Genomic DNA, 16,177 nt, shown 5'->3' on the forward strand with positions numbered 1-16,177 from the left:
GATTTCTCCTTCGTCAAAATGACATTTGTTAGTCTAATTCTTCTCCGGCAATAAAATCAGCTTGATTAAATTACTGCCCAAATACTTGTTTAACGCTGCCTTAACACTTTGTGGGGTAGCCTGGTCTAACTGTTGTATACGGTAAAGTATCTTACCCGGGTCCTGCTGGTTTTGGGCGGCGGTGCTTAATGACGCCTGCCAGAATGTATTTTGCTTATACTGGCCTTGAATGTTACGGGCCTGGCGCAATATAAACATCTTGATTTCTCCTTCCGTTGGACCGGTCTGTTTTAGCTTGCTTATCTCTGTTAATATGTATTCAACCGCTTTATCAGTATTGGCAACATCAGTTAAAAACGCTATTGTTACTTTATAATTTCCTTCAGGATTTTTAGCGTAATTTACCCTAATGCTTGGCGACAGGATGCTGGCATCTTTCAACGAATCCGCCAGGCGGATATTCAGCACTTCTTCCAGCGCGTCCATCTGTAAATTGTTGGCCTCGCTATAATCGTACTTGCCGCTATAGACCAACTGAACGGTAGCGCGTGTGCTGGCGCCTTTATAAACGGTTTTAGTAACCTGCCCTGTTGGCGGGTGGATGCCCAAGTTCTTAAAAGTCTCTTTGCTGTTAGTGCCCGGCAAACTACCTAAATAAGTTTCCAGGTAAGGTATTACCGCATCCGTATTAAAATCACCTGTTAGTGTGAAGGTGAAATTACCCGCGTCCGCAAAACGGGCTTTGTAAAAATTGTAGGCTTTATCTAGGCTCGCCGCGTTTAGTTTAGCTGCTGTCATGGGCATAAAGCGTGGGGCATAGCCATTAAGCACAGCTACAATGGTATCCTGATAAACAACACCCGGCTCATTGGCGCCTTGCGTTAAGGCAGTTTGCGCTTGGTTAACATAGGCTTTCCAAACATCAGCGTCTTTACGTGGGCTGGTAAAATATAAGTGAATCAGCTGCATAGCGTCGTCAAAGTTATCAGCAGTAGTGTAGCCCGAGATCCCCTGGGTAACATCGCCAATATATGGGCTTACGCTAACGCCCTTATCACGCAGCTTCTTAACTAATTGTGTTTGGGTATATCCCGCTACGCCACTATTACTAATAACAGAGGCAGCCAGGTTTGCCGACACAAAATCTGCATCAGACGCTAATGAAGTACCACCAAATGCGAAACCACTTACCAAGACTTGGTTAGGGGTAAATTTGGTAGGTTTTAATATCACCTTCATTCCGTTAGATAGCGTTAAGTTGGTTACCTGTAATATACTATCAACCTTAATGCTTTCGGCCTTGCCCGGTTCAGGCAATTTGCTCATTAGTGGGATAGAGTTATCGTCGACATATTCTTTTAAGCCTACGCCTGCATCGCTTACCCATTTTAACAAAGTTTGCTCCGTTGGCAGATTAGCTTTCTGGCTTTCGGGTGCTTCAACGATCAGCACACGGTTTTGATCTGTAATGATCTTTGCGGCTAAAGCGTTCATCTCTGCCAGTGTTATTTTACCAATATTGTCAATATAGGTGTTGTACTCGTAATCAATACCCGGAATGCCCTGCCTGGTTATAAAATGACGATCGTACTCGTTAGTATAATTAGCCGATGGCTTATTGGCCTTGGCCGAATACACATTGGTAATCTGTGCAATGGCCGATTGCTTGGCCTTCTCCAATTCGGTAAGGGTAAACCCAAACCTGCGCGCCTGTTCGGTCTCGCCAACTATAGCTTTAACCGCACCCTCAAGTCCCTGCGCTGCGTTAACTACAGCCAATGCAGAAAACGCGTCCTGGTTACCCATAAAGTCTGCGTACGACGCCTGTCCGTAAGTGATTGGACGTATGGGGATCTTGGTCAAATCTGTTATACGGGTGTTTAAAATTTGGTTAAACAGATTTATGCGGACAGCCCTTAACAAGTCGGCCTTGGTTTTAGTTATTGCCGGCGGATGCTTGATCAGCATTTGAAACAGCGTGTACGGAAAGTCTTTATCGGTAGCAAATTTAACTACAGTGCCTGCCACCGGCGCCACGTTAAACTGCGGCTGTGGCTTGGCGGGTGTTGGGTTTCTTAATGTCGAGAAACTGAATTTTATCATCTCCTCAACTTGTTTTGGGTTGATATCGCCTACCACAATAACCGCTATCATATCCGGGCGGTACCAATCTGTATAAAAGTTTTTTAACGATGCTGCAGTAAAGGTATTTATAGCAGCCGCAGCACCTAGTGGCGCCCGCTTGGCATATTGCGAGTTATTAAGCAATACCGGCAAAGTTTGCTCCATCAGCCGGTCCTCGGCAGTTTGCCCGCCCGCTGCGGCTTTAGCACCTAATAACGCTTTAGTAGTGTTTACGGCGTTTTCATCAAAGTTGATGTGCGATGCCCAGTTGGCCAACAGGTTAAGCCCGGTTGACAAGGCTTTACCACTATCTGCAGGTACCGTTAGCTGGTAAACCGTTTCATCATAGCTGGCAAAAGCACTGGTGTCTGCGCCATATCTGCCACCAAGTTTAGACAGGTAGGCATTCATTTCGCTTTGCGAAAAATCGCGTGTGCCCTTAAATGCCATGTATTGTATAAAGTTGGCCATTCCGCGCTGGGCATCCGTCTCAATAACAGACCCTGCTTTGCTAACCAATACTAATTGTGCCTTTTTAGCTGGTTGGCCGTTAGGGCGTATGTAATAGGTTAATCCGTTTGGCAACTTGCCTATGGTTACATAAGGATCTACCGGTAATACCGCAGATATGGCATTGGCTATAGCAGTAGGCTTAGCAGCGGTTGCCGCAGGTTTACGTGCCGGTGTTTTACTTTTTTTAACCTGGGCAAAGGTGCTGCTGGTAATTAATAAAGCAGCGGCCCATATATAACCGGTATTTTTGAAATTCATGTTAGGGTAATAGAAAAATTAATTTGTGCTAAAGATGCAAAAACGAAAAAATTAGTTAAAAATTATTATCAACTGATTTTAAGCTGATTTATACTTTAATAAAGATGCGCCGCTTGTACAACACCAGCATAATAACCCAAAGCAATAACAACGTAACTACAGCGGATACCAGCGATGCATTATTTGGTGAAAAGTGCGGCAGAAAAACGATTTGATAGAGCGACGCGTCATTGATCCTGATAAGGTTAATATAATGCGGAATAAAATCAGACAGCACATAGGCGGTTATGGCATTGGCGCCAAAAGGCAAAAAGAAACTCGTCCAGTTTTTATAGCCCTGCACATCTATCAACCAATAACAAATAGCAAACCCAATGATGGACCAGCCGCCTGCATATAGCACAAATGAGCTTGTCCATAAAGCTTTATTAATAGGGAAGAACAGATCCCAAAATAAACCCAGTACGATGGCAGCTATGCCCCAGGTAAACATCCAGCTTACTTTAACGCTGTCATCGCGGTCTTTACGCTTTAGCCAGGTGCCAATGCGTATGCCGAACAGGCCGGTAGCAATAGCGGGCAAAGTGCCTAATAAACCTTCAGGGTCCCAGGTGCGCGATTGCACCCATAAGTGATTGGTGGTAAATACCACCCTATCTAACCAGGCGCCCATGTTTGTTTCGGGCTCAAGGCTGGGTGCGCCGGTATCCGGCACCGGCAAAAAGCACATAATGATGTAGTAGCCTACTAAAGAGATCACACAAACCCAGTCTCGCACCCGTTGCGATGTTTTGATATATAGCACCGCGCAAATAAAGAACACCAAACCAATACGCTGCAACACACCCGGATACCGCAATTGCGCAAAGCCGGGATGCAGTATAACCTGTATGATTAAACTGATCAGTATCAACAAGGCCCCACGACGCAGGGCGCCCAATATCAGCTTGCCATGATTTGCCGGGTTACCGAGCTTGCGCTCCATAGCATAAACGATAGATACGCCCACCAAAAACAAAAATGTAGGGAAAACCAGGTCGGTAGGTGTGCAGCCGTTCCATTTTGAATGCTCAAGCGGGGTGTAGATATTACCCCAACTGCCGGGGTTGTTAACCAATATCATTAGCGCCACGGTAATACCGCGAAAAACGTCCAGGGATAGTAGTCGTTGGGTTTGGGTTTTGCTCATAAAACAGGCGTATTGTTTTGTAATGTAGCTATAAATATGCTATCCCGCAAAACTAAACTTACCCATTAACACCGCCGGATTATTGCCAATTACCGATGGTTCGCCGGCCAGCGCCTCGTTTCCTAATAGCGCAAAAAGGATAGCCTCCTTAGCATCGGGGTTAATGCCAAGCGCTGCGGTATCGGTAATAGTTATTGCAGACAAGGCGTGCTTTAGATACTGCATTACAAACCGGTTATTGGCCCCGCCCCCGCTAACAAATAGTTTAGCATCCTTAGGTAAATAAGCGGCTACAAAATCAGCGATGGCTTTACCGGTGAAGGCGCTGAGCGTAGCAATCACATCTTTTGGGTCAATATGCGTAGTGCCGGATCGCTCTTGCGCCTTACTTACATACTCTTCATTAAACAACTCGGGGCCCGTCGTCTTTGGTGGCTGCTCACCAAAAAACGGATGTTTAAGTAACGAGTTCAACAAACCTTCATTAACCTCGCCCGAAAAAGCGATAGCCGAATCTTCATCAAAAGCCTTATCAAAATACTTGCGGCAAAACATATCTATCAGCGTATTACCCGGGCCAATGTCTGAGCATAGCACTTTGGCCATATCGCTATCAGCAGGTAAATAGGTAAGGTTTGATATGCCGCCAATGTTCAATAGTATCCTATCCTCGCCGGGTTTGCTGCCCAGCAACACATCGCCATATAAGGCCAGCGGAGCGCCTTCGCCGCCTGCGGCAATATGTTTCTGCCTGAAATCGCTGATGGTAAGTATGCCTGTTTTACTGGCTATATGGTCGCCGTCGCCTATTTGTAAGGTGGCGTTATGGTAACCTTCCTGCCCGTGCAGGCGTTTGGGTGCATGATAAATGGTTTGCCCGTGGCTGGCTATAAAATCCACATCAGTCGGTTTAACATTCCACTCAGCCAATGCTTGCAAGATCAGTTCGGCATGATAGCTACCGATATGATCATTGAGCAGGCAAACTTTTTCCAGATCAACCTGCCTGCGCGAGAAAATAGTGCGCACCTCGCTTTTAAAAAAATCCTGATAGGGCACCGTGGTAAACTGCAGCAGCTGGCACCGGGTTTGCAAACCTGCACCGGTAAACTTACACAGCGCAATATCTAAACCGTCTAACGATGTGCCCGACATCAGGCCGATACCGATGCGGGTATCTTTTTGGGCAATGTTGACTAAATGCTGGATGTTATTGTTGAGTTGTGCCATAGTGTAATTCCGCCCCCTCTAAATCTCCCCCGAAAGGGGAGACTTAAGCTATCTTTAAAGCCCTCCCTTCCGGGGGAGAGTTTGGGAGGGGCTCCGCCACTCAATTTAGGAAATTACCCTCAACAGGCAAAACTTAAATTAATAATTACCGATATTTGCCGCTCCGACCAACCTGTATTTTATATGGCCAGATTAAATCTGTTAGAAGAAACCCGTTACGAAAAACTACCCGTAACCGTTTGTCCCAACCCCGCTGCCGGTGCTGTTGCTGTGGCTAAACGCATTGCCAGCCTAATTAAAAGCAAGCAGGCTAATGGCGAAAAAGCGGTGCTTGGCCTTGCTACCGGTGTTACGCCTATTGCGGTTTATACCGAGCTTATCCGCCTGCATAAAGACGAAGGGCTGAGCTTTAAAAACGTGATAACTTTTAATCTGGACGAATATTACCCTATGCGCCCCGACGCGCCGCAAAGCTATGTGCGGTTTATGAACGAGAACTTGTTTGACCATATTGATATTGACCGCGCCAACATCCACATACCAGACGGCACACTGCCCGAAGACAAAATTGCCGGCTTTTGTATTAATTACGAAAAGCAAATTGAGGACCTTGGCGGGCTTGATTTACAGATACTCGGCATTGGACGTACCGGCCACATAGGTTTTAACGAGCCTGGCTCGGCACCCAACTCGGGCACCCGTTTGGTTACTTTAGATGACCTTACCCGTACCGATGCTGCCCGCGATTTTGGTGGTAAAGGAGCTGTGCCTACCAAAGCCATCACCATGGGTGTAGGCACCATATTTAAGGCCCGCGAGATTATCCTGATGGCTTGGAGCAAGAAGAAAGCAACCATCATCAAGAAAGCTGTCGAAGGCGAGCTATCAGGCGAAGTACCTGCCACCTACCTGCAACTGTCAGACAATGTTGAGTTTATTTTAGATGAACCTGCCGCGTCTGAACTTACCCGCTTTGACACCCCTTGGCTGGTTAAAGATTGTAATTGGGATAACGAGCTGAAAAAGAAGGCAGTTATCTGGCTCTCAAACACCGTTAACAAGCCTATTTTAAAACTGATAGACGAGGATTATAATACTCATGGCATGGCGCATTTGGCCACAGAGCAAGGCCCGGTATACCAGATCAACATTGATATTTTTAACCAGATACAACATACCATTACCGGCTGGCCGGGCGGCAAACCGGGTGCTGACGATAGCCAACGCCCCGAGCGCGCGCAGCCTGATAAAAAGCGCGTGCTGATCTTCTCGCCGCACCCTGATGATGATGTGATATCAATGGGTGGCACATTCATTCGTTTGGTTGACCAGGGGCATGATGTGCACGTCGCCTACCAAACCTCAGGCAATACCGCAGTTTGGGATGACGACGTTTTACGCTACATGGAGTTTGCCATTGATTTTAACAGCAGTATTGGCGATGATAACAGCAAACTTAAAGGAATACACAGCGACATGCGCCGGTTTTTTGAAACCAAGCACCCCAACCAGATTGACACCCCCGAGGTGCGCGATGTAAAAGGCTTTATCCGCAAAAGCGAGGCGATAGCCGGCGCGCGTTTCGCAGGCTTGCAGGATGATCATATCCACTTTATGGCCCTGCCATTTTATGAAACGGGTAAAGTGACTAAAAATTCGGTTAGCCAGGTTGATGTGCAAATGACTATCGACCTGCTTAAACAGGTTAAGCCACAACAGATCTTTGCGGCCGGCGATTTTGCTGATCCGCATGGCACGCACATCGTTTGCTTCAATATTATCCTTGCCGCTTTGGCCGAGCTTAAAAAGACCGAAGACTGGGTGAAAGATTGCTGGCTGTGGATGTACCGCGGCGCCTGGTTTGAGTTTGCCACGCACGAAATTGAGATGGCCGTACCGCTATCCCCCCAAGAGGTTATTCGTAAGCGCCTGGCCATATTTAAACATCAGTCGCAAAAAGACCCCGCAGTCTTCCCGGGCGAAGATGCCCGCGAGTTCTGGGTACGGGCAGAAGACCGCAACCGCGAAACCGCCGAAAGTTATGATAAATTAGGCTTCGCAGAATATGCGGCTATGGAGGCGTTTAAGCGGTATTTTTATTAAGAAGATTTTGATGATTTATGTAAGAGACGCAATGCATTGCGTCTCTTTTTATTTAAGGCCTTGTATCCTGATTAACGTCGTGCTCCCCGGGTTTTAACTCCGATTGCATTTGTTCTTTTTCAAATTTCTTTTGATCTTTAAAATTGCGCATTATCAGCCATATCACTAATAAAGCTAACAGTAACAGGCCCAAAATGGCCCACCAGTAATTTACTACAGCATCCATAACTGATATACATTAAGTTAGCTATAAATGTAAGCATAAATTTGTACGCCAAAGTTAAGTTTGGGTTAAGTAGCTGTGACAGTTATCGTCGTTGTAAACCTTACGCTGTCCGAAGCCAGAGCCTTCGGACAAATGAGGAGTTAGCTCATTAGTAGATGCATCACTTAACAGCTAAATATATCAGTATATTCACAACATTATTTAACCTTTAAATTATCAACAATGGAAGCTTACATGAGCAGTATTTTATTATTTGCAGCTGGTTTTGAACCAGTAAACTGGATGTTTTGTGATGGACGTTTATTAGACATCCAAAACAACACTGCATTATTTGCCTTACTTGGTACACAGTACGGCGGCGATGGTATTAAAAACTTTGCATTACCAAATCTTAACACCGACACTACAGGCCCCGCTAAGTACATTATCTGCACAAGCGGTCTTTTCCCAAGCAGACAGTAATTATTTACATTTAACTAAGAAGGGCAGGCAGGCATCCTATTGGTGTTTATCCGCCCTTTCTTAGTTAGTATATCTTGTTAAATATTTACGACGATTTAGAGCGAATATAAATTACATCCCCAAGCCTTCAATTATTCACCTCTAATCACTAATCACTATCTTAGCGCAAAAAAAACACACCCCATGAACGCATATTCTATTGTACAGCACCTGCACTCGGGTTTCAGGTATATTGTATTGGTATTGTTTATCTATACCATTATTGCAGCTTTGTTAGGCTGGTTTGGCAAACGCCCGTACACTAACGGCAACAGGCTAACCAATTTATTTGCCATGATATCGGCACATACACAGTTGTTAATTGGTATTGCTTTATACTTTTTAAGTCCGTTGGTACAATTTGCCGGCAGCACCATGAAAGACCCTGTCCTGCGATACTATACCGTGGAGCACCAGGTTATAATGCTTATTGCATTGGTACTGATTACCATAGGCCACAGCAAGAGCAAAAAGGCGCTTTCGGCCGAGGCTAAGCACAAAACAATTGCCCTGTTTTATGGCATTGCACTACTCATAATTATTGGCGCATTGGTTCATGGCAAAATTTCTGTCTTATAAAAAATTGCAAAAAAGTGAACAAAAAGTTTGCTAATTCAATTTTCTTTATAAATTTGCGTCCACAATGATCAAAAAAACAAATATTAAAAGCTGGTGGCACCAATTAAATTTGGCAGCCGGATAATTTTTTGACCATAGGACACTAACCAATTGTAAACCTAATACGAAAACCCGGAGCCCCCAATGCCCCGGGTTTTTTGTTTTACAAAAGTTTTGAAACTACAACAATGAAAAAGTATAAAATTAACACCACCTATAAAAAACTACTTGCCGATACCACTACACCGGTAAGCATATATTTGCGCTTGCGCGACGTTTTCTCTAACTCGCTGCTATTAGAGAGCTCTGACTACCACAGCCGCGAAAACAGCACCAGCTATGTTTGCTGCGACCCGATAGGCGGCTTAACCCTTAACGACGGCGAGCTTAACAAACGCTATCCGGATGGCACCGAAGAAACTTTAAAAGCCGGCGAGTTTGAGCTGATAGCAGATCTGACCAACTTTTTAAACAGTTTTGAGACTACCGAGATCCCCCTTAAAATTACAGCGAATGGCTTATTTGGCTATTTTACGCACGAAGCGGTGGAGCATTATGAAACCATTCGCCTAAAACAAAGCGACGACGTTACCCGCCAAATACCGGTAATGCAGTATAATATATACCGCTATATTATCGCTATTGATCACTTTAAAAACGAGCTGTACATTTTCCATAATCAGCCCGAAGGCGAAACGGATCCCGCCGGTATTGATCGTATAAATGACCTGATCAAAAACAAAAATTTCCCTGAATATCATTTTCACAGCAAGGCCGAAGAAAAATCAAACCTTACCGATGAGCAGTTTATAGCGATAGTAGAAAAAATGAAGACGCACATTTATCGCGGCGATGTTTTCCAGATCGTGCCGTCGCGGGCTTTCTCTAAAGAGTTTACCGGCGATGAATTTAACGTTTATCGCGCCTTGCGCTCTATTAATCCATCTCCTTATCTGTTCTATTTTGATTATGGCAACTTCCGCATCTTTGGTTCATCGCCAGAGGCGCAGATCACCATTAAAAACCGTAAGGCCACTATATACCCCATTGCGGGAACTTTTAAACGTACCGGTGACGATGAGAAGGATGCCGAACTGGCTTTCAGCCTGAAAAACGACCCAAAAGAGTCGGCTGAACACGTGATGCTGGTAGACCTCGCCCGTAACGACCTGAGTCGCCATTGCCAGCATGTAGAGGTTAAGGCTTTCAAAGAGGTGCAATATTATTCGCACTTAATTCACCTGGTATCCATGGTAAGCGGCGAGTTGCTGGCAGACGTACCAACGTTTAAAGTTGTGGCCGATACCTTCCCGGCGGGCACCCTGAGCGGCGCACCAAAATACCGTGCTATGGAAATTATTGACGAGAACGAGAATATAAAACGCAGCTTTTACAGCGGCGCCATAGGTTATTTAGGCTTTAATGGCGACTTTAACCACGCCATTATGATCCGTTCGTTTTTAAGTAAAAACAATACGCTGCATTACCAGGCAGGCGCGGGCATAGTTGCCGGCTCTGTGCCAGAAAGTGAGCTAAATGAGGTTAACAACAAAATTGCCGCGCTGCGCAAAGCGCTTGAACTGGCAGAAGAGCTATAACACCTGTAGTTGTAACAAAAAGTATCAGGGTATCGTTTAATTGATACCTGTTAATTTAAATAATGATGGAACCCACTAACAAGATAAGTTCTTCGTCTGCCACAGTTGGGCAGAGCGGAAAAATTTTAATTATCGATAATTACGATTCGTTTACGTACAATTTGGTACACCTGGTAAACGAGTTGGGCCTGCAGTGCGATGTTTGGAGAAACGACAAGTTTAAGCTTGAGGATGTTGACGCCTACGATAAGATCATCCTTTCGCCGGGCCCGGGTATCCCGTCAGAAGCTGGTTTATTGCTTGATGTGATAGCCATGTACGCCCCTACAAAAAGCATTTTTGGTGTGTGCCTTGGCCAACAAGCCATTGCCGAAGTTTTTGGCGGTACACTATACAACTTAAAACAACCTATGCACGGCATAGCCACACCCATTACAGTTACTGATGATACCGAGCAGCTTTTTTCAGGCTTGCCGCAGCAGTTTAAAGTGGGCCGTTACCACTCATGGGTAGTTGATGAAAAATCAATTCCGGATACACTGATCATTACTGCTATTGACGAGGTAGATAACTCGGCTATGGCTTTAAGACACAAAGAATATGATGTGCGCGGCGTACAGTTTCACCCGGAGTCTATTTTAACAGAGTTTGGTAAAGAAATGCTGCAAAACTGGTTAGCATCCGGTAAATCAAAAATTGGTAATTTAGCCAACGTTAATACGATCGTTTATAACTAAACACATATACCTCCCGGCGGTTAAGCCGGGAGCGCATGCCCATGAATATCCTTGATAAAATTGTTCTGAATAAAAAAGCCGAGGTAGCATCGGCAAAAAAACATATCAGTATTAAAGAGTTAGAGTCGTCGGCACTGTTTAGCCGCCCCACCTATTCTTTTAAAGAGTTTTTGCTTGACCCAGCACGCACCGGTATTATCGCCGAGTTTAAAAGACGCTCGCCATCAAAAGGCATTATTAATGATAAAGTGGGTGTTGAGGCAGTAACTACGGCTTATGCCGCGGCCGGAGCCTCGGCATTATCTGTATTAACAGATACCGACTTTTTTATGGGGACCAAAACTGATCTGTTTAAGGCGCGCCAGGCTAACAATATCCCCGTTTTGCGTAAGGATTTTATGATTGACGAGTTCCAGGTGATTGAAGCAAAATCATTAGGTGCCGATATTATTTTGCTGATAGCCGCCATACTTACCCCTAAAGAAATTGACACTTTGGCCAAACTGGCAAAAAGCCTGGGCCTTAATGTGCTGCTTGAGGTGCATAATATGGAAGAGTTGCAGCGCAGCATAAACCCAAATCTTGATGCTATTGGCGTAAATAACCGCAACCTGGCTGACTTTACGGTATCGGTAGATACTTCTTACCAATTAGGCGAACATATCCCTGCCGAGTTTATGAAGATCTCTGAAAGTGCCATAAGCGATACCGAGACCATAAAAGGCTTGAAACAAGCGGGCTTCAACGGCTTTTTAATAGGCGAAAACTTTATGAAGCAGGTTGATCCGGGCGTGGCGATGCAGGAGTTTGTTAAGGGGTTAAAATAAATATATTATCTGACTAATATTAGGAGGCTCCGATGGAGCCTTTTTTATGTCGTCAATTTTTTCTATAAACAGGGTGCTCCGATGGAGCTTTAACGCGGATAAGAAGCTCCCGAGGAGCGGCCTGTTTATAGCATACGATGGAGAAGTTGTGTGACTCCGTAGGAGTATCCTATATATGTTTATTTTAAAAAGGCCCGGTACTTTTTCTCGAAGTCTTCCACGGTATAGACATTGCCACTTTTAGCATCTTCCTTACCCTGACGGATACCTTCCTTCATGTGGGCCGGAATGATAAACACCTCTTCCTTATTAGTAAGTATAGCTGCAACATGCTCTAAAAATTGCTGCTCGTTTAAATCATCTATCTTTTCATGAAGTGATTTTTTAAGCTTTACCAATGTCATAACATAAAGTTAGCAAGTTTTTACAGATAACCGAAATCAATGAAAACTGGTTTTATCTTTGCTTCATGAGCGCCACCATCCTCGACGATAAAACCTTTACCGAATTAAACTACGCAAAGACCACGGAGCGCAACACGGAGTTTAATAACTGCGTATTTAAAAAGTGCGATTTTAGCGATGCCATTTTTGCCGGGTGTAAATTTATAGACTGTATTTTTGATAACTGCAACCTATCCATGATGAAATTGGATCGCAGTACGTTAAATAATGTCAGCTTTAAAGATTGCAAAATACTGGGTGTAAACTTTAGCGCTGCCGAAGACTTTTTGTTCACCGTAGCATTTGAATCGTGCTCGTTGGATTACTCATCGTTTATGCGCAAAAAGATGCCAAAGACAGTATTTAAAAAGTCGTCACTAAAAGAAGTAACCTTTACCCAAGCCAACTTAGCAGGTTCTGTTTTTGACGATTGCAACCTGCTGGAAACTGTTTTCAGGCAAACAAATTTAACCTCGGTAAATTTCAGCACCGCCTTAAATTATATTATTGACCCCGAGTTGAACACCATGAAAAAGGCTATATTTTCATCGCATGGGTTAGAGGGTTTACTTTTTAAATATGATCTTAAGATAGTTTAAATCTTACCAGCTACCCATCACCTATAAAACCGTCAGGAATTCTAATCATCCGCACAAAAGATTACGTACTTTGTTATCCTGATAATGATGACACCCGGGCAACAAGTTATACGGCAATGGTACAAGCAAAAAAGCTGGCAGCAGTTTCCGTTTCAAAAAGAGATGGAGCGCACCTACCTGGCCGGCAACTCAGGTTTGTTAAACGCGCCTACGGGCAGCGGTAAAACCTTCGCGCTGTTTTTGCCTTTCCTGGCCGACTTCATTAATAAGCACCCTGACTATAAAACCCGGCAGAACAACGGTTTGCAAATGCTTTGGATAACCCCGCTAAGGGCGCTAACCAACGATATCCGCAAAGCCATGCAGGAAGTCTGCGACGATCTTGGCATTCCATGGAAAATTGCCACCCGCACCGGAGATACCCCAGCTGCCGAAAAAGCCGCGCTAAAAAAGAAACTACCAGAAGTTTTACTCACCACCCCCGAAAGCCTGCACCTGATGCTGGCCCAAAAGGACTACCCCGCCATATTTAAAAGTCTGCAGGTATTAGTGGTTGACGAGTGGCATGAATTGCTGGGGACCAAACGCGGCGTGCAAGTGGAACTAGGCCTGTCAAAACTGAAAGTTTTGGGAATACCGCCGGAAGATCAAAGTCACAAAACAAGGTTAAAAATTTGGGGCATATCGGCTACCATTGGCAACCTTGAGCAAGCCGCAGATGTTTTGCTGGGCAATGACTTTCCTCCTGAAAATATTAAAATGGTGCGGGCCAACGTAGAGAAGAAACTGGTGATCAAATCTATTATCCCGGAGAACGTAGAGAACTACTCCTGGGCCGGGCACATTGGTTTAAAATTGTTGCCGCAGGTGATGGAACTGGTAGCCAAAAGTAAAACCACGCTGATTTTTACCAATACGCGGTCGCAGTCAGAGATTTGGTATCATGCTATATTGGACAATTACCCCGAGTATGCCGGCGTAATGGCCATGCACCACGGGTCGCTGGATAATGAGCTGCGCAACTGGGTCGAGGCCGCACTGCATGCCGAGGCATTGAAGGTGGTAGTCTGCACATCCAGCTTAGACCTTGGGGTTGACTTTCGCCCGGTGGACACGGTGATACAGGTGGGCAGCCCCAAAGGCGTGGCCCGTTTTATGCAACGCGCGGGGCGTAGCGGGCACCATCCCGGCGCGATATCCAAAGCTTATTTTGTGCCGACACACTCTATGGAGTTGTTGGAAGGCGCCGCCCTTAAGCAGGCCATCAAACAGGGCATTTTTGAAAGCCGCGACCCGATGCTGCTGGCCATGGATGTATTGATACAATACATGGTGACGCTGGCGGTATCCGAAGGGTTTAAGGCGGATGAGCTGTTCAAAGAAGTGAAATCAACCTATGCATTTGCCGATTTGACCAGTAAAGAGTTTAGCCAACTGCTTGACTTTATTACCAATGGCGGCAAAACACTGGCGCAGTATGATGAATTTTTGAAGGTGGAGATAGAGAACGGCGTGTACAAAGTGTTCAGTCGCCGGGTAGCAATGCGGCACAGGTTGAGCATTGGTACCATTACCAGTGAAATGAGCATCCGCGTTAAATGGCTAAGCGGCGGCAGTTTGGGTACGTTAGAAGAATCATTTATATCTAAACTTAAACCGGGCAACACCTTTTGGTTCGCGGGGCGAAGCCTGGAGTTTGTGCGCATTAAAGAAATGAGCGCCTACGTTAAAAAATCGACCGCTAAAAAAGGGTTGATACCTAGCTGGGCGGGCGGGCGTATGCCGCTGTCATCGCAGCTATCGGCGGTTTTTCGCGACAAGCTGGACGAGGTAGCGCACGGTATTGAAAAGGATGAAGAAGTAATAGCTCTTAAACCCCTGTTTGATCTGCAGAAACAATTATCGCACCTGCCGCAAAGCCATGAGTTTTTGATCGAGTCGTTCAAATCCCGCGAGGGGCATCACTTGTTGTTTTACCCTTTCGAAGGTAGGTTAGTGCATGAGGGTATGGCGTCTTTGCTGGCTTACCGCATCTCGCGGGTAAAACCGGCCAGCTTCTCTCTCGCTATGAATGATTATGGCTTTGAGTTGTTGACCGATGAAGACGTCGATATCGAGCAGTTTTTAGAGGATGCTGATTTCTTTTCTATCGAGGGTTTGTTGGACGATATCCAGCACAGCCTTAACGCCAACGAAATGGCACGCCGCCGCTTTAGAGACATTGCCCACATTGGCGGCCTGGTGTTTACGGGTTACCCGGGGCAGCAGGTTAAAAACAAACACTTGCAGGCTTCGTCATCCCTGCTGTTTGATGTGTTTAGCGAGTACGAGCCGGATAACTTATTGGTGCGCCAAGCCTATAATGAGGCATTGGCATTTCAGTTAGAAGAGTTTAGGATGCGGATGGCCCTGCAGCGCATTGTTAAACAAAATATTATACTAAAACACATTGACAGGCCCACCCCATTTGCCTTCCCGATTATGGTGGATAGCCTTGGTCGCGAGAAATTGACTACCGAAACCATGGAAGACCGTATAGGCAAAATGGCCCGCCAGTATGGTGCCGAAGGTGTGGGTATTGAACAAAACAAGAAACAGCGCAAACCCGGCGTAACAAGGAAGAAAGGATTTTAATACCCCTCGGCTTCAGCCGGCGGCGCAAAGGTTAAGCGCTTTTTAAAGTACACATCCCAGCTGCGTTGTTGCTCTTCGTCGCGCATATTTTGGGTGCCGGCGTCATAGTTGCGGTTAAGCTCCTCGTATTTAGCGTGGATCCGGTTAAACAGGTTACTCGCCTGGTATTTATAATTATAAGCATCAAAGGTAAGGCGGTTTACCTGCCGGGTTAGCTCCTGCTGCTCCATGTACGATATCATGTAATGCCCTTGCTCATGGTTCAATATCCTGTCCAGTTGTTTTGGCGATGTTACACGTTTTAAATCTATCCAGGAGTAGTAAGGGTCTACCATCAAACTTACGTTACTCACAAGCCTGAAGCTATTACCCTGGCCTACGCCCTCGTACCTAAAATTAATGGAACATTTGGTGTGGGCAATGGCGCCGTTTGCGCCGGGGCGCGGCGTACCTCTAAAATCGCTGGTGGTTAACTGCCTGTATGGTTGGGCCGCTGCGGGGTTAGCTATGTTTAAGCACAGCAAGCCAAACATCATGGCCACAAATCTATCTCTCATTAAATAATAGTTTAAAACCT

The 16,177-nt window shown here is 45.4% G+C and carries 14 protein-coding genes; 8 read left to right on the forward strand and 6 right to left on the reverse strand.

The window, feature by feature from the left end; all coding sequences use genetic code 11:
• Positions 1-33 precede the first annotated feature (33 nt).
• The 3 genes from ACFSYC_RS01685 to ACFSYC_RS01695 form a co-directional block, all read right to left on the reverse strand.
• Positions 34-2,895: a M16 family metallopeptidase gene (locus ACFSYC_RS01685; RefSeq protein WP_377122857.1), complete on the reverse strand. Its 2,862-nt coding sequence runs from the start codon at positions 2,893-2,895 to the stop codon at positions 34-36.
• Between the two features lie 88 nt (positions 2,896-2,983).
• Complete coding sequence (locus ACFSYC_RS01690; RefSeq protein WP_377122859.1) at positions 2,984-4,084, reverse strand: acyltransferase family protein; 1,101 nt, start codon at positions 4,082-4,084, stop codon at positions 2,984-2,986.
• A 39-nt stretch (positions 4,085-4,123) separates the two neighbouring features.
• The gene (locus ACFSYC_RS01695; RefSeq protein ID WP_377122861.1) at positions 4,124-5,314 is read right to left on the reverse strand and encodes an anhydro-N-acetylmuramic acid kinase; all 1,191 of its coding nucleotides are present in this window, start codon (positions 5,312-5,314) and stop codon (positions 4,124-4,126) included.
• Positions 5,315-5,497: 183 nt separating this feature from the next.
• Between ACFSYC_RS01695 and nagB the strand changes: the two genes are divergently transcribed.
• On the forward strand, positions 5,498-7,417 hold the full coding sequence (gene nagB, locus ACFSYC_RS01700) for a glucosamine-6-phosphate deaminase (RefSeq protein WP_377122863.1): 1,920 nt from the start codon (positions 5,498-5,500) through the stop codon (positions 7,415-7,417).
• A gap of 52 nt (positions 7,418-7,469) precedes the next feature.
• On the opposite strand, the gene ACFSYC_RS01705 is transcribed toward nagB, so the two are convergent.
• Positions 7,470-7,643 carry a hypothetical protein gene (locus tag ACFSYC_RS01705; protein WP_377122865.1) on the reverse strand — a complete coding sequence of 58 codons (174 nt, stop codon included), beginning with the start codon at positions 7,641-7,643 and terminating at the stop codon, positions 7,470-7,472.
• 222 nt (positions 7,644-7,865) lie between these two features.
• On the opposite strand from ACFSYC_RS01705, the gene ACFSYC_RS01710 reads away from it, so the two are divergent.
• The 5 genes from ACFSYC_RS01710 (at position 7,866) to trpC (ending at position 11,924) form a co-directional block, all read left to right on the forward strand.
• Positions 7,866-8,105, forward strand: coding sequence for a phage tail protein (locus tag ACFSYC_RS01710; RefSeq protein WP_377122867.1), 240 nt, complete (start codon positions 7,866-7,868; stop codon positions 8,103-8,105).
• A 183-nt stretch (positions 8,106-8,288) separates the two neighbouring features.
• Positions 8,289-8,723 carry a cytochrome B gene (locus tag ACFSYC_RS01715; protein ID WP_377122869.1) on the forward strand — a complete coding sequence of 145 codons (435 nt, stop codon included), beginning with the start codon at positions 8,289-8,291 and terminating at the stop codon, positions 8,721-8,723.
• Positions 8,724-8,950: 227 nt separating this feature from the next.
• Entirely contained in the window at positions 8,951-10,360 is a 1,410-nt protein-coding gene (locus tag ACFSYC_RS01720) for an anthranilate synthase component I family protein (protein ID WP_377122871.1), read from the forward strand.
• Between the two features lie 62 nt (positions 10,361-10,422).
• Entirely contained in the window at positions 10,423-11,097 is a 675-nt protein-coding gene (locus ACFSYC_RS01725; RefSeq protein ID WP_377122873.1) for an anthranilate synthase component II, read from the forward strand.
• A 41-nt stretch (positions 11,098-11,138) separates the two neighbouring features.
• On the forward strand, positions 11,139-11,924 hold the full coding sequence (trpC, locus tag ACFSYC_RS01730) for an indole-3-glycerol phosphate synthase TrpC (protein ID WP_377122915.1): 786 nt from the start codon (positions 11,139-11,141) through the stop codon (positions 11,922-11,924).
• 179 nt (positions 11,925-12,103) lie between these two features.
• Here the strand turns inward: trpC and ACFSYC_RS01735 are convergent, their stop codons facing one another.
• Positions 12,104-12,328 (reverse strand): hypothetical protein, encoded by a 225-nt coding sequence (locus ACFSYC_RS01735; protein WP_377122875.1) that lies wholly within the window; start codon positions 12,326-12,328, stop codon positions 12,104-12,106.
• Between the two features lie 65 nt (positions 12,329-12,393).
• Here ACFSYC_RS01735 and ACFSYC_RS01740 point away from each other — a divergent pair, with 65 nt between their 5' ends.
• Both ACFSYC_RS01740 and ACFSYC_RS01745 read left to right on the forward strand, forming a co-directional pair.
• A complete protein-coding gene (locus tag ACFSYC_RS01740) occupies positions 12,394-12,966 on the forward strand; it encodes a pentapeptide repeat-containing protein (protein WP_377122877.1) in 573 nt (190 codons plus the stop codon).
• A gap of 87 nt (positions 12,967-13,053) precedes the next feature.
• Positions 13,054-15,600: a ligase-associated DNA damage response DEXH box helicase gene (locus ACFSYC_RS01745; protein ID WP_377122917.1), complete on the forward strand. Its 2,547-nt coding sequence runs from the start codon at positions 13,054-13,056 to the stop codon at positions 15,598-15,600.
• Here ACFSYC_RS01745 and ACFSYC_RS01750 read toward each other — a convergent pair.
• Positions 15,597-16,157 carry a DUF922 domain-containing protein gene (locus ACFSYC_RS01750; RefSeq protein WP_377122879.1) on the reverse strand — a complete coding sequence of 187 codons (561 nt, stop codon included), beginning with the start codon at positions 16,155-16,157 and terminating at the stop codon, positions 15,597-15,599. The two genes, ACFSYC_RS01745 and ACFSYC_RS01750, sit on opposite strands and share 4 nt — an antisense overlap.
• Between the last annotated feature and the right edge of the window lie 20 nt (positions 16,158-16,177).

It is taken from the genome of Mucilaginibacter antarcticus (assembly GCF_042686155.1).
Taxonomy (GTDB): domain Bacteria; phylum Bacteroidota; class Bacteroidia; order Sphingobacteriales; family Sphingobacteriaceae; genus Mucilaginibacter; species Mucilaginibacter antarcticus.